This window comes from Flavobacterium sp. IMCC34852 (genome assembly GCF_030643905.1).
GTDB lineage: Bacteria > Bacteroidota > Bacteroidia > Flavobacteriales > Flavobacteriaceae > Flavobacterium > Flavobacterium rivulicola.
In genome coordinates, this window is record NZ_CP121446.1 from 2,281,775 (window position 1) to 2,303,972 (window position 22,198).

General features: G+C 38.9%; 20 protein-coding genes and 1 other RNA gene. 11 read left to right on the forward strand and 10 right to left on the reverse strand.

Annotated elements, in window-relative coordinates; genetic code table 11:
- Positions 1–69: 69 nt before the first annotated feature.
- Positions 70–1,689, reverse strand: a complete 1,620-nt coding sequence (locus P7V56_RS09860) for an ABC-F family ATP-binding cassette domain-containing protein (protein WP_171221672.1) — start codon at positions 1,687–1,689, stop codon at positions 70–72.
- Between the two features lie 108 nt (positions 1,690–1,797).
- Here P7V56_RS09860 and P7V56_RS09865 point away from each other — a divergent pair, with 108 nt between their 5' ends.
- The 5 genes from P7V56_RS09865 (at position 1,798) to P7V56_RS09885 (ending at position 5,819) form a co-directional block, all read left to right on the forward strand.
- Positions 1,798–2,535: a prolipoprotein diacylglyceryl transferase gene (locus tag P7V56_RS09865; RefSeq protein ID WP_171221673.1), complete on the forward strand. Its 738-nt coding sequence runs from the start codon at positions 1,798–1,800 to the stop codon at positions 2,533–2,535.
- Positions 2,525–3,913 (forward strand): radical SAM protein, encoded by a 1,389-nt coding sequence (locus P7V56_RS09870; RefSeq protein WP_171221674.1) that lies wholly within the window; start codon positions 2,525–2,527, stop codon positions 3,911–3,913. Before P7V56_RS09865 ends, P7V56_RS09870 begins: the two co-directional genes overlap by 11 nt.
- A gap of 2 nt (positions 3,914–3,915) precedes the next feature.
- The gene (locus P7V56_RS09875; protein WP_171221675.1) at positions 3,916–4,128 is read left to right on the forward strand and encodes a hypothetical protein; all 213 of its coding nucleotides are present in this window, start codon (positions 3,916–3,918) and stop codon (positions 4,126–4,128) included.
- A gap of 23 nt (positions 4,129–4,151) precedes the next feature.
- On the forward strand, positions 4,152–4,343 hold the full coding sequence (locus P7V56_RS09880) for a hypothetical protein (RefSeq protein WP_171221676.1): 192 nt from the start codon (positions 4,152–4,154) through the stop codon (positions 4,341–4,343).
- Positions 4,344–4,409: 66 nt separating this feature from the next.
- Positions 4,410–5,819, forward strand: coding sequence for a TlpA family protein disulfide reductase (locus P7V56_RS09885; RefSeq protein ID WP_171221677.1), 1,410 nt, complete (start codon positions 4,410–4,412; stop codon positions 5,817–5,819).
- Positions 5,820–5,922: 103 nt separating this feature from the next.
- Here the strand turns inward: P7V56_RS09885 and fsa are convergent, their stop codons facing one another.
- From fsa to ffs, 4 genes are all read right to left on the reverse strand, one after another.
- Positions 5,923–6,579 carry a fructose-6-phosphate aldolase gene (gene fsa / locus P7V56_RS09890; RefSeq protein WP_171221678.1) on the reverse strand — a complete coding sequence of 219 codons (657 nt, stop codon included), beginning with the start codon at positions 6,577–6,579 and terminating at the stop codon, positions 5,923–5,925.
- Positions 6,580–6,674: 95 nt separating this feature from the next.
- The gene (locus tag P7V56_RS09895; protein ID WP_171221679.1) at positions 6,675–7,484 is read right to left on the reverse strand and encodes an SDR family oxidoreductase; all 810 of its coding nucleotides are present in this window, start codon (positions 7,482–7,484) and stop codon (positions 6,675–6,677) included.
- Between the two features lie 52 nt (positions 7,485–7,536).
- The gene (locus P7V56_RS09900; protein ID WP_171221680.1) at positions 7,537–8,535 is read right to left on the reverse strand and encodes an enolase C-terminal domain-like protein; all 999 of its coding nucleotides are present in this window, start codon (positions 8,533–8,535) and stop codon (positions 7,537–7,539) included.
- 50 nt (positions 8,536–8,585) lie between these two features.
- Positions 8,586–8,683, reverse strand: an RNA gene (gene ffs / locus P7V56_RS09905) — signal recognition particle sRNA small type.
- Between the two features lie 85 nt (positions 8,684–8,768).
- Here ffs and P7V56_RS09910 point away from each other — a divergent pair.
- Complete coding sequence (locus P7V56_RS09910) at positions 8,769–9,818, forward strand: glutaminyl-peptide cyclotransferase (RefSeq protein ID WP_171221681.1); 1,050 nt, start codon at positions 8,769–8,771, stop codon at positions 9,816–9,818.
- Positions 9,819–9,878: 60 nt separating this feature from the next.
- Positions 9,879–10,553, forward strand: coding sequence for a carboxypeptidase-like regulatory domain-containing protein (locus P7V56_RS09915; protein ID WP_205959329.1), 675 nt, complete (start codon positions 9,879–9,881; stop codon positions 10,551–10,553).
- Between the two features lie 43 nt (positions 10,554–10,596).
- On the opposite strand, the gene P7V56_RS09920 is transcribed toward P7V56_RS09915, so the two are convergent.
- The 4 genes from P7V56_RS09920 to rho form a co-directional block, all read right to left on the reverse strand.
- On the reverse strand, positions 10,597–11,181 hold the full coding sequence (locus tag P7V56_RS09920; RefSeq protein WP_171221682.1) for a hypothetical protein: 585 nt from the start codon (positions 11,179–11,181) through the stop codon (positions 10,597–10,599).
- 132 nt (positions 11,182–11,313) lie between these two features.
- A complete protein-coding gene (gene dnaK / locus P7V56_RS09925) occupies positions 11,314–13,200 on the reverse strand; it encodes a molecular chaperone DnaK (RefSeq protein ID WP_171221683.1) in 1,887 nt (628 codons plus the stop codon).
- Positions 13,201–13,420: 220 nt separating this feature from the next.
- Positions 13,421–14,764 carry a carboxypeptidase-like regulatory domain-containing protein gene (locus tag P7V56_RS09930; protein WP_171221684.1) on the reverse strand — a complete coding sequence of 448 codons (1,344 nt, stop codon included), beginning with the start codon at positions 14,762–14,764 and terminating at the stop codon, positions 13,421–13,423.
- A 53-nt stretch (positions 14,765–14,817) separates the two neighbouring features.
- On the reverse strand, positions 14,818–16,554 hold the full coding sequence (rho, locus tag P7V56_RS09935; RefSeq protein ID WP_171221685.1) for a transcription termination factor Rho: 1,737 nt from the start codon (positions 16,552–16,554) through the stop codon (positions 14,818–14,820).
- Positions 16,555–16,737: 183 nt separating this feature from the next.
- Here rho and P7V56_RS09940 point away from each other — a divergent pair, with 183 nt between their 5' ends.
- The gene (locus P7V56_RS09940; RefSeq protein WP_171221996.1) at positions 16,738–17,148 is read left to right on the forward strand and encodes a DUF4293 family protein; all 411 of its coding nucleotides are present in this window, start codon (positions 16,738–16,740) and stop codon (positions 17,146–17,148) included.
- Positions 17,149–17,340: 192 nt separating this feature from the next.
- Here the strand turns inward: P7V56_RS09940 and P7V56_RS09945 are convergent, their stop codons facing one another.
- Positions 17,341–17,835: a metallophosphoesterase family protein gene (locus P7V56_RS09945; RefSeq protein ID WP_171221686.1), complete on the reverse strand. Its 495-nt coding sequence runs from the start codon at positions 17,833–17,835 to the stop codon at positions 17,341–17,343.
- 135 nt (positions 17,836–17,970) lie between these two features.
- Between P7V56_RS09945 and truA the strand changes: the two genes are divergently transcribed.
- From truA to P7V56_RS09960, 3 genes are read left to right on the forward strand one after another with little or no spacing between them, the layout of a single operon-like run.
- Positions 17,971–18,708, forward strand: a complete 738-nt coding sequence (truA, locus tag P7V56_RS09950; RefSeq protein ID WP_171221687.1) for a tRNA pseudouridine(38-40) synthase TruA — start codon at positions 17,971–17,973, stop codon at positions 18,706–18,708.
- Between the two features lies 1 nt (position 18,709).
- A complete protein-coding gene (locus tag P7V56_RS09955) occupies positions 18,710–20,467 on the forward strand; it encodes an ABC transporter ATP-binding protein (RefSeq protein WP_171221688.1) in 1,758 nt (585 codons plus the stop codon).
- Between the two features lie 5 nt (positions 20,468–20,472).
- Entirely contained in the window at positions 20,473–22,194 is a 1,722-nt protein-coding gene (locus P7V56_RS09960; protein ID WP_171221689.1) for an HAD-IIIC family phosphatase, read from the forward strand.
- The last annotated feature ends 4 nt before the right edge of the window (positions 22,195–22,198 follow it).

The window sequence follows — 22,198 nt, forward strand, 5'->3', positions numbered from 1 at the left end:
AGTATGTTTACATCCCTTACTAAAAACAAGCCTCAAAAAAAACCGCCCTCTCAGGCGGTTTTTTCTATCTTAATTATACATCTTCTTTCTCAACTCTTGCACCTTCTCATCATCCAAGTACTCATCAAACGTCATGTATCGGTCAATTACTCCGTTTGGTGTAATTTCTAAAACTCGGTTAGCCACAGTTTGTGCAAACTCGTGGTCATGGGTGGTAAACAATACTGAACCTTTAAAGTTTTTCAACGAGTTGTTAAACGCCGTGATCGATTCCAAATCTAAGTGATTCGTGGGTTCGTCTAGCATCAACACATTGGCACGAATCATCATCATGCGCGATAACATACAACGTACTTTCTCGCCTCCGGACAATACCGTACATTTTTTTAACGCTTCTTCGCCTGAGAAAATCATTTTGCCTAAGAACCCACGAACGTAAACTTCGTCGCGCTCTTCTTCGGTTTTTACGAACTGACGTAACCAATCTACCAAGTTCAAACTGCCGTCGGTAAAGAACGAGCTGTTGTCATTCGGTAAATACGATTGGGTTGTGGTAATGCCCCAGTCAAACGTTCCGGCATCGGCTTTTTGGTTGCCGTTTAAAATTTCGTAGAAAGCGGTAGTAGCACGGGAATCTTTAGAGAACACTACTACTTTATCGCCTTTCGCCATGTTCAAATCGACGTTCTTAAACAATACTTCGCCATCTACAGAAGCAGCTAGGTTTTGCACGTGCAGGATTTGGTCTCCGGCTTCTCTTTCTACATCAAATATAATGGCAGGATATCTACGGCTTGACGGTTTGATTTCGTCAAGGTTTAGTTTTTCAATCATCTTTTTACGGGAAGTCGCTTGCTTAGACTTCGCCACATTCGCACTAAAACGACGAATGAATTCTTCTAACTCGGCTTTCTTCTCTTCCGCTTTTTTGTTTTGTTGTGCTTTTTGACGCGCCGCTAACTGGCTAGACTCATACCAAAAAGTATAGTTCCCCGAGTAATGGTTGATTTTCCCAAAGTCGATATCCGAAATGTGCGTACACACGGCATCTAAGAAGTGACGGTCGTGCGATACCACGATTACCGTGTTTTCATAATTGGCTAAGAAGTTTTCCAACCAAGAGATGGTTTCAAAATCCAAGTCGTTCGTAGGCTCATCCATTACCAACACATCCGGGTTTCCGAAAAGCGCTTGGGCTAATAAGACACGTACTTTCATCTTCCCTTCCATCTCGCCCATCAAGGTGTAATGCATATCGGCACCAATGCCTAAGTTAGACAACATCGCGCCCGCATCAGACTCGGCATTCCAACCGTTCATTTCTTCAAACTGCACTTGCAACTCGCCTATTCTATCGGCATTTTTATCATCATAATCAGCATACAAGGCATCCATTTCTGATTTTACGGCAAATAATACTTTGTTTCCCATCATTACGGTTTCCAACACAGTATGCTCATCGAACATGTTGTGGTTTTGGTTCAGTACCGACATACGTTTGCCCGGCTCGAGGAATACTCTTCCTGAAGTTGGGTCGATATCGCCGGCTAAGATTTTAAGGAACGTAGATTTTCCGGCACCGTTGGCACCAATCACACCGTAGCAATTGCCTTGGGTGAAAGTCGTATTTACTTCGTCGAATAAAATTCTTTTACCAAATTGAACCGATAAATTAGAAACTGTAAGCATGAAATGTGTTTTATTAAATTCGGTGCAAAAGTAGTCAAAAGTGTTCAGTTGGCAGTGGTCAGTGGTCAGTTTTTTTGCTATATTGTACACCTAATTAAACCGCAACTCATGACCTTTCCTATTCAGTTCAATCTTTTTGGCGATGCGGTTAATTATCACATTATATTTGAAACCCTCGCTTTCTTTGTAGGCGTTCGCCTTTACTACTATTTAAAGAAAGGCATAGCCGACCCGATTTCCGACATCAACCGCCTGTGGATTATGCTGGGCGCGATGATAGGCGCACTCATTGGCTCGAGAGTCATTGCAATGTTAGAAAATCCGGCCGAAATCATGCACCAAACGTGGCTGACGTTTTACCAAAACAAAACGGTTGCCGGTGGTTTTTTGGGTGGCTTGTTTGGCGTAGAACTGATGAAAAAAATCATAGGGGTGAAAACCGCTTCGGGTGATATTTATGTCATTCCGATTATCGTGGCGGTTTTTATAGGCAGAATCGGTTGTTTTAGTATGGGCGTTACCGAAAACACCTATGGCATAGCAACCAATTTCATCTTCGGAATGGATTTAGGCGACGGCAAGCTCCGACATCCGGTGGCGCTCTATGAAATGGCCTATATGGTGTTGCTGTTTGTGTTGTTCCAAAGGATTAAGCACAAGAATATGCGCAACGGTGACCGATTCAAATTGTTTATGGTCTTGTACTTTTTGTACCGCTTTTTAGTCGAATTTATCAAACCGTATCATCCGTTATTTTTAGGAATGAGCAGTATTCATTGGAGTGCGCTTTTTCTTTTTGCTTATTATTACCAATTTATTTTAAGACTCCTTCGCTATGCCCAATAGAGATTATATTTACTACGACTACACCAAAAGCCTTTGTCCGGAATGTTTGCATACCATTGATGCCAAAATTGTCTTTCAGGACGATAAGGTTTGGATGCTCAAACACTGCAAAACCCATGGTGATACCAAGGTCATGATAGCCGATGATGTGGAATACTACCGCCAAATCAGAAACTATAACAAGCAATCGGAAGTGCCTTTGAAATTTAATACCAAAGTGCATTACGGCTGTCCGTATGATTGTGGTTTGTGCACCGACCACGAGCAACATTCGTGTTTGTCGATTGTGGAAGTCACCGACCGATGTAATTTGGCTTGCCCAACGTGTTACGCGAGTTCGGGACCCAATTATGGCCGACACCGCACCTTGGAAGAAATCGAGAAAATGTTTGACATCATCGTGGCCAATGAAGGCGAACCCGATGTGGTACAGATTTCGGGTGGCGAACCCACGGTGCATCCGCAATTCTTTGAGATTATGGATATGGCGAAAAGCAAACCGATACGCCATTTGATGTTGAATACCAACGGGATTCGCATTGCTAAAGACATTTCCTTTGTAGAAAAACTGGCGAGTTACATGCCCGACTTTGAAATCTATTTGCAGTTTGACAGTTTCAAACCCGAGGTTTTAGAGAAACTCCGCGGCGAGGATTTGACGGAAGTCCGTAAAAAAGCGATAGCCAATTTAAATCAATTTAACCTTTCGACTACGTTGGTCATCACACTCCAAAAAGGCGAAAACGATGATGAAATCGGGAAGATATTAGAATATGCCGTGCAACAAAAATGTGTGCGTGGTGTTACGTTCCAACCCACCCAAGTAGCGGGAAGAAATGACAATTACAACGACCACCAAGGCAGAATCACCTTAACCGAAGTGCGCCGAAAAATCTATGAGCAATACCCGATATTCACGCCACAAGATTTGATTCCGGTGCCTTGCAATCCCGATGCTTTGTGTATGGCTTATGCGTTAAAAATAGACGGCGAGATTATGCCGATGACCAATCTGATTAATCCCGAAGATTTATTGAACAACTCGAAAAACACCATTGTTTTTGAAAACGATGAAAAGTTGAAAACCCACATGCTCAATTTATTTAGCACCGGCATTTCGGTGGATTGTGCCGAAGAAGAGTTTGGCGAGTTGATGTGTTGTTTGCCAAGGGTCAAATCGGATAGTTTACATTATGAAAATCTTTTTCGTATTATTATCATGAATTTTATGGATGCGCATGATTTTGATGTCAGAGCGGTGAAAAAATCCTGTGTTCACATCGTGGACAAAAGAGGGAAAATTGTGCCGTTTGAAACGATGAACTTGTTTTACCGAGACAACAAGATTGACGAAATCAGAAAAGAATTAAATTATTAGTCATGGGAAACCTATTTTTGATGTCGGATTTTTTAAGTTGGATAATCCTATTTTTACTGTTTGCCAGTCCGATTGTTTTTGTCATAGGAATCATTTTAGTGGCGGTTTCAAAAGACACCCGAAAATTCGGAGTGAAATTAATCATTGGTTCCGTAATTGCTCTTATCATAGGTTTTGGAACTTGTATAGCCAGTATGAATGCGGGCGGGTTATAATTATTAATCACTAAACACACAAAATGCTGATTTTAATATTCTTATTGGTCATTGTCCTATTCTTATGCGCCATTGCTATTTTGATAGGATTGTACAAAGTACTCTTTGATAAAGAAGACAAAGAATTTGGGATAAAACTACTGACCTATTCGGTCATTATTTTCATCATCGGATTTGGAAGTTGTACTGCTTTGATTAAATTTTCCGAGATTTAACTTTAACGATAGATTAACAGAATTATCCAATCCATCTGAATATTTTTGTTTACTAGTTTCTATTCAATGCACAGCTACAGAAATTTAAAAGTTATTGCTTTATTAATTCCTCTAATTACGCTTTTGAGTTCGTGTAAAAACGAATTTAAAGGCAGTGATTATGTTGCCTATTTTGGCGGGGAAATCGTAAATCCAAATAGCCAATATGTGCTTTTTTGTAAAGATAACGAAGTGATTGATTCGATCAAGTTAGACAAAAACAACCGCTTCTTTGTGCAGTTTGATTCGTTAGCGCCGGGTTTATATACGTTTAAACATGAACCGGAATACCAATATGTTTATTTTGACAAAAACGACAGTTTGATGGTGCGTGTCAATACGCGCGACTTTGACAACTCGGTTATCTTTTGCGGTCGTGGCGATCAAAAAAACAACTTTCTCATGGAGCAATATTTGAAAAATGAGAAAGACAAAAACAAAATCTTTGAAGCGTTTGATTACGACATCGAAAAATTTACCAAAGCCATTGATTCTTCCTATCAAACAGCCACTAAGTTTTATACGGCTAAAAAAGAGGAAATCAAATGGAGTGATGAATTTGATGAATATGCCAAAGCCGCGCTAGATTATCCGTACTATTCCCGTAAAGAATTGTACCCTATGGTTCACAAAATGAGAACCGGCAACGATGTGTATGAAAAAATCCCGGCCGATTATTACAATTTCAGAAAGAATGTAGATTGCAATAATGTGGCACTTTCCAACTTTTCGCCTTTTGTAATGTATTTGTCACACATGTTGAACAATATGGGTGCTATCAATTACCACAATCATTTCTCGGAAGTAGATTTGGCACTCAAAACCAACATCAACAAAATGAATATCGCCGACACGTTAATCAAAAACGAAAAGGTAAAAAACACCATACTCAACAACATCGCCTTTACTTATTTGCTGGAAGACCAAAACATGGTCAACAACCAAACGTTTTTGGCTACCTACCACAAATTTTCTACCGATAAAAGTCAGAAAAACGAAATCATCAAAATTGGAGATGCGATTCAATTACTAAAAGCCGGCAACAAACTCCCGGAAGTAATGCTGCTGAATAGAAACGGACAAAAAATAAGTTCGAATACATTCACCAACCAAAAAACCGTGATATTCTTTTGGACAGCCAACGCCGTTTCGCATTTAGAAGCCGTTCATAAAAAAATATTAGACTTCCAGAAAAAACATCCCGACTATCAGTTTGTGGGTATCAATATCAATGATTCTCAAGACGAGTGGAATACGCTGTTGAACAAATACAAGTTTAGCAACCTCAAAGAGTACCGTTGTGCCGATTTTGAAGACCTCAAAACCAAATGGGTGATTACCAAAATACACAGAACCATCATCTTAGGTGACAACGGATTGGTTAGTAACGCGTTTACCAATGTGTTTGAGTTGAATTTTGAAGAAGAACTTAAATAAGAGTGGTCAGTGGTCAGTATAAAAAAAGCGTCTCGATTTTCGAGACGCTTTTTTATTATAGTAAAGTTTGACTGCTCACTGAACACTGAACACTGAATACTGCCTATTGGTTCCCTTTTGCGTAATCGGCTAAGAATTGGGCCAAACCGATATCGGTCAAAGGGTGTTTCAACAATCCTGTGATAGAGGATAATGGTCCGGTCATTACATCGGCACCAATTTTAGCACAGTTCACCACGTGCATAGTGTGACGAATTGAGGCTGCTAAGATTTGAGTTTCAAATCCGTAGTTGTCATAAATATCGCGAATCTCTTGAATCAAGCCCAAACCGTCAGTTGAGATATCATCTAATCTTCCTAAGAAAGGCGATACATAAGTCGCTCCGGCTTTGGCAGCCAATAAAGCCTGACCGGCAGAGAATACCAAAGTTACATTGGTTTTGATGCCTTTATCAGAGAAATATTTACAAGCTCTCACACCGTCTTTGGTCATAGGGATTTTTACCACGATTTGCTCGTGTAATTCAGCTAATTCTTCGCCTTCTTTTACCATTCCGTCAAAATCGGTTGCGATTACTTCGGCACTTACGTCTCCGTCAACTATGTTGCAAATGTCAACGTAGTGTTTTAAGATGTTGTTTTTTCCGGTAATGCCTTCTTTAGCCATCAACGACGGATTAGTAGTAACGCCATCAAGAACGCCAAGTCCTTGTGCTTCTTTAATCTCGTTTAAGTTGGCTGTGTCAATAAAAAATTTCATAGTGTAATGTTTGTGTATAAAGTTGTGTTTTTGTTTTCGTGGTGCAAAAGTACAACACCTAATTTGAAAAAGGAAACTTATTTTCTGCTAATAACTTAACCCTTTAATTTATAATGATTCATCAACATGCTTTCGTAAATTCTATCGGGTAATATTCTTTTCAAAACGATGGAGAACTTTTGCATAAATGCCCCGACTTTATAATGCAATTTCGGATTTTTATCTTGAATGATTTGGTAAATAGCGATGGCCATTTCATCAGGATTACTGCCACTATCCACATGCTCATCCATTTGTTTCAAGGTATTGCCATAAGGTGCTTCATAGGCAGAACCGGCCACAACCGGTGCATGATACCTGCCGGAAGCAATATTCGTAGCAAAATCGCCGGGGGCAACATTCACCACATTAATCCCAAACGATTTTACTTCCATGCTGATGGCTTCGGTGATAATTTCCAGAGCGCCTTTTGATGCCGAATATACCCCACGATAAGGCAATCCCATATAACCGGCAATAGAAGTAATATTGATGATTAAACCTGATTTTTGCTCACGCATTTGTGGCAAAACGGCTTTGATGACTTCTATGGGGCCAAAAAAATTGGTTTCGAAATTATTTTTGATTTCAGCGGTCGGAATTTCCTCTAAGGGTCCGGTAATCCCAACGCCGGCGTTATTGATGACCACGTCAATTCGTTTGGAAATGGAAATTACTTTTTCAACGGCGTGTTGAATGCTTTCGGTATTGCGAACATCCAAAGCAATCAAGGGAAAGAGTGAATTGGTGATTTTTTCGGGATTTCGGCTTGTACCGTAAACCGTAAACCCTTTGTGAAACAAAAATTCGCCAATGGCTTTGCCAATACCCGAAGAACCGCCGGTGATTAAAACTACTTTGCTCATTAAATATTAGATATTAAAATTCAAATATTAGATATAAAACTTATAAAGATAATTAGATTAATTGTATTCCTAAACCGTGATTTTCGCTTAGCTGAATTTTACCATTGACAATCTGAGTTCCTTTGGCAATATCGTTGGCGATTAAATTGGCGCCGTCTAAATCGGCATAATCACACCAGGGCGCTAAAACCGCTCCGGCCGAAATGCCTATGGTGGATTCGGTCATGCAGCCTATCATGATTTTGAAACCTAACTTTCGGGCTTCGGCTATCATTTCAAGCGCCGGAGTCAATCCGCCACATTTTACTAATTTGATGTTGATGCTTTTATAATGCGGCACCAAATCATTCAGCGCTGAAATATCCTGGCAATCTTCATCCGCCATCCAATTGGCATATTTGTCTGAATGCAAAACGGAATACTGCTCTGCTCCTGTTTTCATGGGTTGTTCCAAATAAGTGAACTCAGAAACTTTCTGATTGTTCTCGAGCCAAAGACATTCTTCGGCAGTAAAACTACCGTTGGAATCTAAAGCTATGTTTTTATTCAGTTGAAGCAATTGTGTGATATCGCTTTCGCTAAAATGGTTGCACTTGACTTTAAACTTAGACCAAGCCGATTGTGATATCTTCTTAATCTGGTTTTCGACTGAATCAACGCTAATGGTGATGGAAGATTCCGGAAGCTGGTTAAAATTGATTTCGTTGAGTGCCAAAAAAGATTGCTTTTCAAGTTTTCCAAACAAATCCCAATAAGCACAATCTAAAGCGGAACGCAGAAAACTCGGTAAATTCAAAGACAAGAGGAAAGTATAAAACTCGGTGGGATGATTGGTTTTTTGGCTTTCAATTTGGTTCTTAACTTTGGCCAGAATCATTTCAAAATCCGACAAATTAATACCGTAATAATCTATCGAAGTACATTCGCCAAAACCCTTTTCGCCATGACTTTGCAAGGTTACGATTAAGGCTTCTCTGAAAGTATAATTTCCATAGGCAATGGCAAAGGTTTCTTTGAGATTGAACTTTACTATTTGCCAAGATAAAACCATAGGGTATAAAAATAAAAAATCCCGACAAACTTCGGGATACTTTTTGAAAAAAATGGCAAGCGACCTACATCGCACCGCTCAACCACATACCTTTGCTATGTTCCCATCCTGGAGGATTTTGCAGGAGCTGGTCGTGTAGGACTTGCCGCTGCAAATATACAATCTTTTTATTTTTTTGCAAGAATTTAAGAGCAATATAAATATATTTGTGAGTGAAAAATTAAATCTAAAAAATGAAAGTTTATAATCTATTCATAACCACTTTTTTAGCTCTAAACATAGTCAGCTGCGGTGATAGTCAAAAAGAAAAAGAAGGCTATTTCTCCTTTGATGAAAACAATTTGAAGTCGATTTACAAAGCCGATGAGACAGTTGATTTCACTTTGTTGAATTCCGAAAACAAAACCATTGATAGCGTGGTTTATTTTGCCAATAACGAAAGAGTCAGTTCGGTTAAAGGCAATGGTAAATTTAGTTTGGATTTGAACGGTAGAAAATTGGGGTACCAAAACATCAAAGCCTTAATATATTTTGAAGGCGATACCATTTCAACTACCACACGTGTGGAAGTTGCGGCGACTGTTACGCCTAAATTATTAAAGTACACTGTGGTCAATACTTATGGTCACGATGTAGATGCTTTTACGGAAGGTTATGAATTTTACCAAGACACTTTAGTAGAAAGCACCGGATTAAAAGGGAAATCCTATTTTGCCAAAGTAGATTATAAAACCGGAAAGGCTTATAAAAAAGTAGCGCTTGACCAACAGTATTTTGGAGAAGGCATCACCGTTTTAAACGATAAATTATACCAACTGACTTGGGAAAATGGTGAAGGTTTTGTGTACGATGCCAAAACGATGAAAAAAATAAAATCGTTCCAATACGACAGAAAAGTGGAAGGTTGGGGAATGACCAACGACGGTAAAATGATTTACCATTCCGACGGTACGGAAAAGATTTGGACCATGGATCCGGAAACCCAAAAATTGGTTGATTTTATCAATGTTTACACCAGCGACAGCAAGATAAAAGCGATTAACGAATTGGAATGGATTAACGGAAAAATCTATGGTAACATTTGGCAGAAAGATGCTATTGCGGTAATCAATCCGAAGAGCGGTGCGGTAGAAGCCGTATTGGATTTATCCGCTTTGCGAGCTAAAGTAACCAACAAAGAAGCGGAAGTGCTCAACGGCATTGCGTTTAGAAAATCGACTAACACCATATTTGTCACCGGTAAAAACTGGAATAAGACTTTTGAAATTAAGGTTAGTGAATAAATTTTAAATCGCTTTCCAACCTTTTGGTTCCAATGATACTCTTTAAATAAAAAGACCATCATGATGACCAAAATAAACATTTCTATTCCGCAACCTTGCCATGAAAATTGGGACCGAATGACTGCTGTTGATAAGGGTAAATTCTGTGCTTCTTGTCAAAAAAAGGTTCACGATTTTACCAAAGCCAGCGACCGTGAAATTGTAACTGCATTTCAACAAAACCAAAATCTTTGCGGTCGGTTTTTAAATTCCCAACTCGACCGTGATTTGGTAAAACCCAAAGAAAACAGCCCGATTTGGTTGGCTACTACGGCTACTTTAGTAAGTTTAATTGGTATCGGAACCCATGAAGTTACTGCTCAGGAACCCGTAAAAACAGAGCAAACCGACACTAGAATGTTGGGTAAATTTATCATTACACCAAAACCAGAAGAAATTATAGTATCCGGAATTGTAAAAGATGCGACCGGTCCGTTACCCGGAGCTAATATTATAATTAAAGGTACAACCACTTTAACACAAACCGATTTTAATGGGAATTTTAAGTTAAAAGTTAAAAAAGGAGATATATTAGTTGTTGATTTTTTAGGCTATGAATCTAAGGAAATCACAGTAAATAAAACCAAAGAAGAAATTGTTGTAGTTGAATTGGATGGAGCTCTTACAGGATTAATTGAAATTAAACGCACTTTCTTTGGTCGCATCTTCCACTCAATTGGTAATTGGTTCCGATAAATAAAAATCCCGTCCGGTTAGAAAAAACGAGACGGGATTTTTATTATTTTTTGGCTACGAATTCTATTTTAGCGACATCATAAACCCATTTGTTTTGTTGGTTTTTGCTCTTTTGGGTGACTGAGCCATCGGGATTCAGGATAAATTCAAAGCCATCTCTTCTGATTTTTTCTTGGGTTTCTGTGGCGGCTGTTCCGCCCAAAGACACAATTTCGGTAATGTGATTCGTTATTTGTGTATTAGAGAACACCTGTTTCTTATTGGCAATTTCATAGATTACCGAATATACATTAGTGATGTCTTCTGTTTTTTTAGGGGTTTTGATTTGCACGTTTTCGGTCCAAGTCAATAAATACAATTTAGTTCCGTTGGCGGTGAAAGCAGTCAGTTTGCAATTGGTGGGCGCAAATTTAGCATCGGCCGCTTTGACAATCATAGCGTCTTTTTCTTTGCCATTCTCATTGATAGTCACTTGAAAATTGCCTTTTTTGACTTCGGCCACCAAGTTATCTACTTTGGCCAAACCGGAAGCGGTAGTTGTAGGTTTCTTGGCAACAGGCTTCTTTTTCTGACTGTAAGCGTTGACACTCAACATAGCGATTAACGCAAATAGAACTATTCTCTTCATAGATACAATTTTGATTTAAACAGGAATCGAATATACAAAATAATCAATTCGGTGCGTGTTAAATAAAAAAACCCGAGTTATAACTAACTCGGGTTTTAACTTTGCACTTCTTACTTCGTAAATCGTACTTTATTACTTCACTTCTTCGAATTCTACATCTTGAGTGTTATCACCTTGGGCTTCTGCTTGTGGCTGAGCTTCTTGAGCTTGACCATCGCCTTGTGCTTTGTACATTTCTTCGGAAGCATTTTTCCACGCTTCGTTGATTTTGTCTAAAGCCGGTTGGATAGTCGCTACATCTTTGGATTCGAAAGCCACTTTCAATTCGTCTAAAGCCGATTGGATAGCGGTTTTGTTGCCTTCAGATAATTTATCACCGAACTCGCCCAATTGTTTTTCGGTTTGGAAAATCATACTGTCTGCTTCGTTTAACTTGTCTGCTTTTTCTTTAGCTTGTCTGTCAGACTCCGCGTTCATTTCGGCATCTTTTTTCATTCTTTCGATTTCTTCCGGAGTCAATCCTGAAGACGCTTCGATACGGATGTCGTGTGATTTTCCGGTTCCTTTATCGGTAGCCGACACTTTAATGATACCATTGGCATCGATGTCGAAAGTTACTTCAATTTGAGGCACACCTCTTGGGGCCGGCGGAATACCGTCTAAGTGGAAACGACCGATGGTTTTGTTGTCTGCCGCCATCGTTCTTTCTCCTTGAATCACGTGGATTTCAACACTTGGCTGATTGTCAGCTGCCGTAGAGAATACTTGTGATTTTTTGGTTGGGATAGTGGTATTGGCCTCAATTAATTTGGTCATTACATTCCCCATAGTTTCAATTCCTAATGATAAAGGCGTAACGTCTAGCAACAATACATCTTTTACATCACCGGTTAAAACACCACCTTGAATCGCAGCACCAATCGCTACTACTTCATCCGGATTTACTCCTTTTGATGGTTTTTTACCAAAGAATTTCTCTACTTGCTCTTGGATAACCGGGATTCTGGTAGAACCACCAACCAAGATTACTTCGTCGATATCTGAAGTCGATAAACCGGCATCTTTTAAGGCTTTGGCAACAGGTTCCATAGAACGTTTTACCAAGCTTTCCGCCAATTGCTCGAATTTAGCACGAGTTAATGTTTTTACTAAGTGTTTCGGACCTGAAGCAGTAGCCGTAACATAAGGCAAATTGATTTCAGTTTGTGTAGAGGAAGACAACTCGATTTTTGCTTTTTCGGCTGCTTCTTTCAAACGTTGTAAGGCCATTGGGTCTTTACGTAAATCAACACCTTCTTCGCTATTGAATTCGTTAGCCATCCAATCGATGATTACTTGGTCGAAGTCATCTCCTCCTAAGTGAGTATCACCGTTAGTTGACAATACTTCGAAAACACCGTCGCCTAATTCAAGAACAGAGATATCAAAAGTTCCTCCACCTAAATCGTATACGGCAATTTTTTGGTCTTTTCCTGCTTTGTCCAATCCATAAGCTAAGGCCGCAGCTGTTGGCTCATTGATGATACGCATTACTTTAAGACCGGCAATTTCTCCGGCTTCTTTTGTAGCCTGACGTTGCGCGTCGTTAAAGTACGCCGGAACTGTGATAACCGCTTCGGTTACCGCGTGACCTAAATAGTCTTCCGCTGTTTTTTTCATTTTTTGAAGTGTCATGGCTGACAATTCTTGTGGTGTGTACAATCTGCCATCAATGTCTACACGTGGCGTGTCGTTGTCACCTTTTACTACTTTGTAAGCAACAGTAGAAGCTTCTTTAGCACTTTCTGTATACTTATTTCCCATAAAACGTTTGATAGACGCTATGGTTTTGGTTGGGTTAGTCACTGCTTGTCTTTTCGCAGGATCTCCTACTTTAATTTCGCCACCGTCAACAAAAGCAATGACAGATGGTGTTGTTCTCTTACCTTCTGCGTTAGCAATTACAACTGGTTCTCCACCTTCCATAACGGCCACACAAGAGTTGGTTGTACCTAAGTCGATACCAATAATTTTTCCCATTTTTATGTTCTCCTTTTTAATTTATTTTTTGATTATTCCTCTACGAGTGAATAGTACGTTGTGTGTACGATTTCGAGAATGACAAGGATTGTGCCAAGCAGCCATTAAGAATAAATTGTCAGTTTTGAGAAAGTTTTGCTGACAAGATGACATTTTTTCAAAAAATAACTATGAATAATTCTAGTTACAGAGATGATTTAGGAATCACAATTAAGTAATCCTAATCAACCCAAAAACGATCGGAAATTGGGCAATTTTTAGAATAGCCTATTGCCATAGGATCAAAATGAAGCATCCCAAAAAGATACCATGCGCTCGAAGATACATGAGGTTTGATGTCGGCGCCGGTCCATAAAAACCCTGATCCATAACCGGTTCCTAAATTAGTTACATAAGGAATTCCTTTAGTATTGGGATACAAACTACTATTGACCAATCCTTTTTCCATTTGGGCCAAATAATAATTAGCTTGTGAAATCATTCCTGCCTTTTGAAAAGCAACAACCATTTCTCCGGTGCCTTCGAACCAAACTGTATCTCTGTCAATATCAAAACAAAAGCCCGTTACAATTTCACCCGTTGTTGGAACCGGTTTGCTCGTTAAGAAGAGTGCTTCGCTATTTTGCAAAGTACTGTTAGGGAAATTCTCAAAGGCACAATAACCCCAAGAGAAATTATCTAAGGCAAATTGGTGGTAATTATTAGGATAAGCCAAAAGCAATTGGCTGGATGCTTCCCATCGGTCTTGTTCCAAAAAAGCTAACAATTGGTAATGGAAAGTATCATAACCCAAAATAGCATTGTAAGCATCAATCATTCCTTCAGTTACTTGATTATTAATTAAACCATTATCATCATAACCGGCATTCAAACTACCATTAGGATTTTGAAGCGATCTAATCCATGTTTCCAAATGATTTTGCAAATTACTGTAGGCAGTACTATTGTATTTAGCTTCGTAATTGTTCAAAGCAATCAAAAGCCAACAATTGTCACCCATCCATCTGGGACCATTTGGAACTCCGGCAGCATTTCTGAATTGAGCAAAACCACCAGTTCCTGCATTAAGTTCAGTTGAAATACGGCCATTAAAATAATTGAAGATCTTTTCTGCCTTTAGTCGGTCTCCTTTGGCTATAAAAACCAAAGCTGCTAAGGCATTATCATAAAGAGAAACTAAATTTCCATTTTCAGTGGTTTCCACCAATCCATTAGCCAATTGCATTTGACAGAACCATTCATAAACAGCGGTGGAATTAGGTATTTCATCATTAACCGGTTCGCCATAAAATATAATTCCATTGCTTTCTTCCGATATGGTTATTGCATTGGGCGTAAATGTGTAGGATGGATCTTGTGGTGTCAGATTGACTTCTCCATTTACAGCCTCTATTTGAAATTTCCCTTGAGCATCAGTGACCACAAAAGCCTCGTCAGAGTAATACACTTTGATATTGGGAATACCATAATTATTATCGTCATAAACCGAACCCGAAATATTATAGGCAGGAGTAGCATCATCTTGACTCGCACAACAGAACAATAATAAAAAAATTAAGGTCATTGAACCATAATTCAACAACCTTAATACTGTATTTTTAGGAGAACCCATACTATTTAGTCATTCATCGAAATGAGGAACTCATCGTTATTTCGGGTTTTCTTAATCTTATCATTAATTGTATCCATCGCCTCTACCGGATTCATATCGGCTAAGAACTTGCGGAGAATCCACATTCTTTGAAGTGTTTTCTCGTCTAATAACAAATCATCACGACGCGTACTTGACGAAGTCAAATCGATAGCCGGGAATATTCTGCGGTTGGCAATTTTTCTGTCCAATTGCAACTCCATGTTACCTGTTCCTTTAAATTCTTCGAAGATTACTTCGTCCATTTTTGAACCGGTTTCGGTTAAAGCTGTGGCGATAATACTCAATGAACCACCGTTTTCTACATTACGAGCGGCACCGAAGAAACGTTTTGGTTTTTGCAGCGCATTGGCATCCACTCCACCCGATAATACTTTACCGGATGCCGGTTGTACTGTATTGTAAGCTCTGGCCAAACGCGTAATCGAATCCAATAAAATTACCACATCGTGACCGCATTCTACCAAACGCTTGGATTTCTCTAAAACAATATTGGCAATTTTAACGTGTTCCGATGGTTCTCTGTCGAAAGTAGAAGCAATTACTTCACCACGAACACTGCGTTGCATATCGGTAACCTCTTCCGGACGTTCATCAATTAGTAAAACTATCAAATAAACTTCAGGATGATTGGCCGCAATAGCATTGGCAATATCTTTTAACAACATAGTTTTACCGGTTTTCGGCTGCGCCACTATCATACCACGTTGTCCTTTCCCGATGGGTGAAAACAAATCGATTACTCTGGTAGAAACACTAGCTTGTTTATCGGCTATGTTGAATTTTTCTTTTGGGAAAATTGGCGTTAAGTGTTCGAAAGAAACTCGGTCTCTAACTACTTGCGGATCATGTCCGTTAATTTTTAAAACCCTAACCAATGGGAAGAATTTTTCTCCTTCTTTTGGCGGACGTACTACTCCTTTTACGGTATCACCGGTTTTCAAACCGAATAATCTGATTTGTGAAGTCGATAAATAAATATCATCCGGAGACGCTAAGTAGTTATAATCCGAAGAACGCAGGAAACCATACCCGTCGGGCATCATTTCTAAAACGCCTTCACTTTCTATAATCCCGTCAAATTCATAATCGGCATCGCGAAAGTTATTTTGTTTTTTTCCTTTAAAATTGGGGTTGTTGTGGTTGCCGTTACCATTACCGTTTTGGTTTTGGTGTTTGTGTTTTGGCTCTCGGTTGCCTTCCTGATTTTGGTTTGGATTGGCTTCTGTCTGCTGTGCCTGTTCGCTATCGCTTGGGTCTTCAACAGCGGGTTTTTCGGAAACTTCTGCTCCACTATCGGTTGGTTGCGGTGAAGCTATTGGGGCATTATTGTTTTTCTTTTTATCGAAAGGTTTTTTGAACTTAGGGTTCTTATTTTCGAAAGCCGGTTTTTCTTCTACTGCTACAGGTTCTTCATTGGCAAACAAATCACTTTGATTGTTTTCCGGAGCTTTCTTAGATTCAGGTGTAATTCGGGCTCTCTTGGTTTTATTGTCGGTTGGTTTTTGCTTTACTGGTTTGCTATCGCTCGAATCTGAGGTAACTTGGGGTTGCTCTGCGGCAACAGCTTTGCTTTGGTGCTCCAAAATTTGCGCAATGAGCGTATCTTTTTTGGCACCGGTAACTTTGATGGTTTTTGCCAACTTGGCAATCTCTTGAAGCTCAGAAAGCTTCATTTCTTTTAAGGCGGAAATATCAAACATCGATATTGATTTGATTAAAATTTGATTTGGAAAATACTATAAATGTGGGTAGAAAATATTGGTATAGAAATGTCCGAAAATGAAGTACTTGCGGATTTGTTATGCAATAATACAAATAAAATTTTACCATGCAATAGTATTTTTTAAAAAGAAACTATATTTTTGTGCAACATTTTTTTGAGAATTATGTTTAGAGTACAGACTTATTATTTACTGGCCAGCCTAATCATTACAGGTATTTTACCTTTTGTATTCCCGTTGTGGAATGAGGCTTCAGGTAAATCTTTCTATTTTATGATGGATATTGCTTACACCGCGTTATTCGGGTTGAGCAGTACATTGTCGTTATTGAGCATTTTATCTCACGCAAAAAGACAACAGCAATTTGTCATGGGCAGATTGAATATGATATTGAATTTAATTTTATTAGGATTATTGGTGTATCGAACGCTAACTGCATCTGGAGAAACCGCGGTTTCTGAGAAAGGTGTTGGGATGTTCCTACCTATTTTTTCTATCGTACTTTTGGTTTTGGCCAACAAAGCCATCAAAAAGGATGAAGATCTCGTAAAATCTGTGGATCGATTGCGATAAACCTATAAACTTAGTTTTTTAGTGCTGCGAAAAACCCGAATCTTATGGTTCGGGTTTTTTATTAGGAGCTATCTCCCGCTATCCGCGCTACATGGTAGCTTGCTACTATCGGGGCTAAAAGGGTAATTGCAATAGCAATGACAAAATCAATTAGAAATCCCAAACTCCTTACTCCATACTCCTAACTGAAGACTATCGATTTCCCAATTCTACTATTTCTAAATTCTGAATTTTGAAACCCTCAATTTCAAAACGTAGCATTGTTCTTACCTGATGAAAGCCATAAATACCGCAAGCCCCGGGATTCATGTGCAACAAATTAAGTTTTTTGTCAAATTGGACTTTGAGTATATGCGAATGACCGCAAATGAATAATTTCGGGGGATTGTTTTGAATCTCTGTTCGAATCGCCTGATTGTATTTTCCCGGATAACCGCCTATGTGGGTAATCCAAACATCAACCTCTTCACAAAAAAAGCGATTGTTCAACGGAAATTCCATACGCGCTTGGTCATTATCAATATTGCCGTAAACGCAACGCAACGGCTTTAGCGCTTTAATCGCATCCGTCACTTTCAAATCACCAATATCTCCGGCATGCCAGACTTCATCGGCTTGACGGACATACTTCAAAATAGCCTCATCAATATGGCTGTGGGTATCAGAAAGCAACAGGATTTTTTTCAAGATAAAAAGGCGCTAAGGTTCTAAGATACTAAGGTTCTAAGACTACAAATATAATCAACGAAATTATGAAAACTTTAAACATCCTATTTAAAAACCTTTGTACCTTAGCGCCTCAGAACCTTAGCACCTAAAAGTTTGAGATATTTTATCGAATTAGCTTATAAAGGAACCCATTACCACGGCTGGCAATACCAACCCGATGCTGTTTCCGTTCAAGAAACCCTGAATAAAGCTTTATCCGTATTGCTAAAAAAAGAAATTGATATCGTTGGTGCCGGACGCACTGATACCGGTGTTCATGCCAAAAAAATGTACGCACACTTCGACTTTGAAACGGAAATCGACGCACCCAAATTGGTCCACAAACTCAATTCTTTTCTACCCAAAGACATTGTCATTTTTAATATCATAAAAGTTCATGACGATGCTCATGCCCGATTTGACGCGACCAAAAGAACCTACGAATACCACATTCATACTTTTAAGGATGCTTTTGAAACTGATGGAAGTTGGTTGCACCAATTGCCTTTGGATTTGAACAAAATGAATGAAGCGTGTCAAATTCTTTTTAAGCATAATGATTTTGAATGCTTTTCTAAAACGCATTCCGATGTCAGAACGTTTAATTGTGTTATTTTTGAAGCACATTGGCAACAAAACGGAAACAAATTGGTTTTCACCATAGCCGCCGATAGATTTTTACGCAATATGGTTCGCGCCATTGTAGGAACCATGATTAATATTGGTTTAGGCAAAATAACCTTAGCCGATTTTGAAAAAATAATAGAAAGCAAAGACCGTGGACAAGCCGGATTTTCAGTTCCTGCGCATGGTTTATATTTAACCCAAATTGATTACGACTATATAAAATAATATGCAGGCAAAAGCTTTCGACACTAACTTATTCAAACGCATTTTAAAATACACCAAACCTTATAAAGCAAGGTATTACGGGGTTATTTTGTTTGCCGTTTCGCTTTCGGTATTTGCCGCACTTCGTCCTTATTTGTTGAAACAAACCGTTGACGAATACATCAAACCTAAGGATGAACACGGACTGTTGTTTTATGTCACCATCATGGGCATTGTATTGCTTTTGGAAACTTTGTCCCAATTCTATTTTGTGTATTGGGCCAATTGGCTCGGACAAGATATTATCAAAGATATCCGTACCAAATTATTCAAACACATGCTGAGCTTCAGAATGAAGTATTTTGACCATGCGCCTGTTGGGCAATTGGTAACACGTTCGGTTTCTGATATTGAACAAATCGCCCGTATTTTCAGCCAAGGTTTGTTCATGATTATCAGTGATTTACTAAAAATGATTGTGGTGCTGTTTTTTATGTTCTACATGAACTGGCGCCTGACTTGGATAGTAATTTTAGCCATGCCGATTTTGGTTTATGTCACCCGAATCTTCCAGCGAAAAATGCAAGTGGCTTTTGAAGAAGTGCGAAACCAAGTAGCCAATATGAATACGTTTGTACAAGAGCGTGTAACAGGTATGAAAATCGTACAGCTTTTCAACCGAGAACAAATTGAGTACGAAAAGTTCAAAGAGATCAATCAGAAACACAATAAGGCTTGGATTAAAACCATTTTATACAACTCCATCTTCTTCCCTATCGCCGATATCATTTCGTCGTTAACGCTAGGCGCTGTAGTGCTTTACGGTGGTTTTCATATTTTAGATGGGGATAAATTCACCACGTTTGGCGATTTGTTTTCTTATACGATGTTTATCGGCATGTTGTTCAATCCTTTGCGTCAAATTGCGGATAAGTTCAACGAGATGCAAATGGGGATGATTGCTGCCAATCGCGTTTTTGATATTTTAGATACCGATAAAGATGTGCAGGAAAACGGAACTTTAGTTGCTTCTCACTTCAAAGGCAATATCCGTTTTGAAAATGTACGCTTTAGTTACAACGACAAAGAAGAAGTCTTAAAAGGCATTAACTTGAATGTAAAAGCAGGCGAAACCATCGCCATCGTTGGTGCCACCGGTGCCGGAAAATCGACTATTATCAATTTATTGAATCGTTTTTACGAAATCAATTCGGGTGCCATATATGTCGATGACCAAAACATTAATGATTTCGAATTGGAAAGTTTACGCCAACAAATTGCTATTGTTTTACAAGATGTTTTCCTTTTTGCCGATACCATTCACAACAATATAACACTCAACAACCCAAATATTTCTAGAGAAGAAGTCATTGAAGCTGCGAAGAAAATTGGTGTACACAAATTCATCAAAACACTGCCCGGCGGTTATGATTATGACGTGAAAGAACGCGGCGTGATGTTGTCTTCGGGCCAACGCCAATTGATTGCTTTTCTGAGAGCTTATGTGAGCAATCCGAGTATTTTGATTTTAGATGAAGCGACTTCTTCTATTGATACTTACAGCGAAGAATTAATCCAAAAAGCCACCGAAAAAATCACGCAAGGCCGAACTTCAATCATTATTGCGCACCGATTGGCAACGATTATGAATGCGGATAAAATCATTGTGATGGACAAAGGCCAAATCGTGGAAGAAGGCACTCACCAAGCCTTGGTTACCAAAGAAAAAGGATACTATAAAAATTTATACGATTCACAGTTTGCCACCGAAGTGGAATAAAAACCATGAAGACATTCCAACAACTGAAAAAAAACCTCAAACAGGATTTCTCCTCGCTAAAAACCATCAAGTTGGCGGTTTTAGGCGATACGGCTACGCAATTTCTAACGCAAGCTATAAGAGGTTTGGGCTATGACAAAGGCTTTGATATCCAAATTTGGGAAGCCGATTTTGATCAGATTGCCCTTCAAATCAACGACAGTGAATCGGAATTGTATGAATTTGAACCCGAATTGGTTTTGATCTTTCAATCTTCTCATAAATTATTATCCAAATACAATAAATTAAAACCGGAAGCCCATTCCTCATTGGCTTTGCAAGAGTTAGAGTCGGTTGATTTTATGATTTCCACCCTAACCTCACAGTTGGATTGCAAAATCATTTATTACAATTATACCGAAATTGACGATGCTGTTTTTGGGAATTATGCGTTGAAAACCGAATCTTCTTTCCTGTTCCAATTGCGGAAATTAAACTTTGAGTTGATGTCGTTTGCCACACAAAACCCGAATTTCTATTTGTGTGACTTGTCTTCGATACAGAACCAAATCGGGAAAAGCAACTTCTTTCAGAGTTCGATTTATGTCAATACCGAAATGGTGTTGAGCTTAGATGCCTTACCAATCGTAGCTTCTCGTACTTTAGATATTATTGAATCACTCCACGGCAAGTTCAAAAAATGTGTGATTTTAGATTTAGACAATACCACTTGGGGCGGAATAATCGGCGATGACGGCATTGAAAATATACAAATCGGAAGTTTGGGTATTGGCAAAGCGTTTTCGGAATTTCAATATTGGATAAAAAAATTGAAAAACCGCGGTATCATTGTCGCTGTTTGCAGTAAGAACACCGAATCGGTAGCCAAAGAACCTTTCGAAAAACATCCCGATATGGTTTTAAGATTGGAAGATATTTCGGTTTTTGTAGCCAATTGGGAAAACAAAGCGGATAACATTCGACACATCCAAAGCATTTTGAATATTGGATTCGATAGTATGGTTTTCTTAGACGACAATCCGTTTGAACGCAATCTCGTTCGCGAGAATCTACCTGAAGTCACCGTGCCGGAATTGCCCGAAGATCCGGCGGAATACTTAGAATATTTATACACTTTGAATCTCTTTGAAACGGTTTCCTTTTCTGAAGAAGATTCGGAGCGTACCAAAATGTACCAAATTGAAGCCCAAAGAGCGAAGGTCCAACAAAAATTCACCAACGAAGAAGACTTTCTGCAAAGTTTAAATATGGTTTCATTAGTGGAACCTTTCAATAAGTTCAACCAACCCAGAGTAGCCCAATTATCACAGCGTTCCAACCAATTCAACTTGAGAACTGTTCGCTACACGGATGCGGATATTGAGAAAATTGGCGATTCGGAAAACCATTTTACGTTTACCTTTACGTTGGAAGATAAATTTGGTGATAACGGTTTGATTTGCGTCATTATTCTAAAAAAGGAAAACGAGCAAACCGCTTTTATCGATACTTGGTTTATGAGCTGCCGTGTGCTGAAGCGTAGCATGGAAAATTTTGTTTTGAATACGATTGTCGATTTTTGTAACCAAAAAGGTTTCAAAACACTCAAAGGCGAATACCTTCCTACGGCTAAAAACGAAATGGTAGCGAATCATTATGCCAATTTAGGCTTTGAAGAAACTGATGAATTTTGGACCTTAAAAGTGACCGATTATATTCCTAAAAAAACTTATATTTCGAAAAAATAAAAAC

Coding starts and splice junctions, on each gene's coding strand:
- P7V56_RS09860 (WP_171221672.1), bottom strand. CDS start 1,689: ATGCTTACAGTTTCTAATTTATCGGTTCAATTTGGTAAAAGAATTTTA.
- P7V56_RS09865 (WP_171221673.1), top strand. CDS start 1,798: ATGACCTTTCCTATTCAGTTCAATCTTTTTGGCGATGCGGTTAATTAT.
- P7V56_RS09870 (WP_171221674.1), top strand. CDS start 2,525: ATGCCCAATAGAGATTATATTTACTACGACTACACCAAAAGCCTTTGT.
- P7V56_RS09875 (WP_171221675.1), top strand. CDS start 3,916: ATGGGAAACCTATTTTTGATGTCGGATTTTTTAAGTTGGATAATCCTA.
- P7V56_RS09880 (WP_171221676.1), top strand. CDS start 4,152: ATGCTGATTTTAATATTCTTATTGGTCATTGTCCTATTCTTATGCGCC.
- P7V56_RS09885 (WP_171221677.1), top strand. CDS start 4,410: ATGCACAGCTACAGAAATTTAAAAGTTATTGCTTTATTAATTCCTCTA.
- fsa (WP_171221678.1), bottom strand. CDS start 6,579: ATGAAATTTTTTATTGACACAGCCAACTTAAACGAGATTAAAGAAGCA.
- P7V56_RS09895 (WP_171221679.1), bottom strand. CDS start 7,484: ATGAGCAAAGTAGTTTTAATCACCGGCGGTTCTTCGGGTATTGGCAAA.
- P7V56_RS09900 (WP_171221680.1), bottom strand. CDS start 8,535: ATGGTTTTATCTTGGCAAATAGTAAAGTTCAATCTCAAAGAAACCTTT.
- P7V56_RS09910 (WP_171221681.1), top strand. CDS start 8,769: ATGAAAGTTTATAATCTATTCATAACCACTTTTTTAGCTCTAAACATA.
- P7V56_RS09915 (WP_205959329.1), top strand. CDS start 9,879: ATGATGACCAAAATAAACATTTCTATTCCGCAACCTTGCCATGAAAAT.
- P7V56_RS09920 (WP_171221682.1), bottom strand. CDS start 11,181: ATGAAGAGAATAGTTCTATTTGCGTTAATCGCTATGTTGAGTGTCAAC.
- dnaK (WP_171221683.1), bottom strand. CDS start 13,200: ATGGGAAAAATTATTGGTATCGACTTAGGTACAACCAACTCTTGTGTG.
- P7V56_RS09930 (WP_171221684.1), bottom strand. CDS start 14,764: ATGACCTTAATTTTTTTATTATTGTTCTGTTGTGCGAGTCAAGATGAT.
- rho (WP_171221685.1), bottom strand. CDS start 16,554: ATGTTTGATATTTCCGCCTTAAAAGAAATGAAGCTTTCTGAGCTTCAA.
- P7V56_RS09955 (WP_171221688.1), top strand. CDS start 18,710: ATGCAGGCAAAAGCTTTCGACACTAACTTATTCAAACGCATTTTAAAA.
- P7V56_RS09960 (WP_171221689.1), top strand. CDS start 20,473: ATGAAGACATTCCAACAACTGAAAAAAAACCTCAAACAGGATTTCTCC.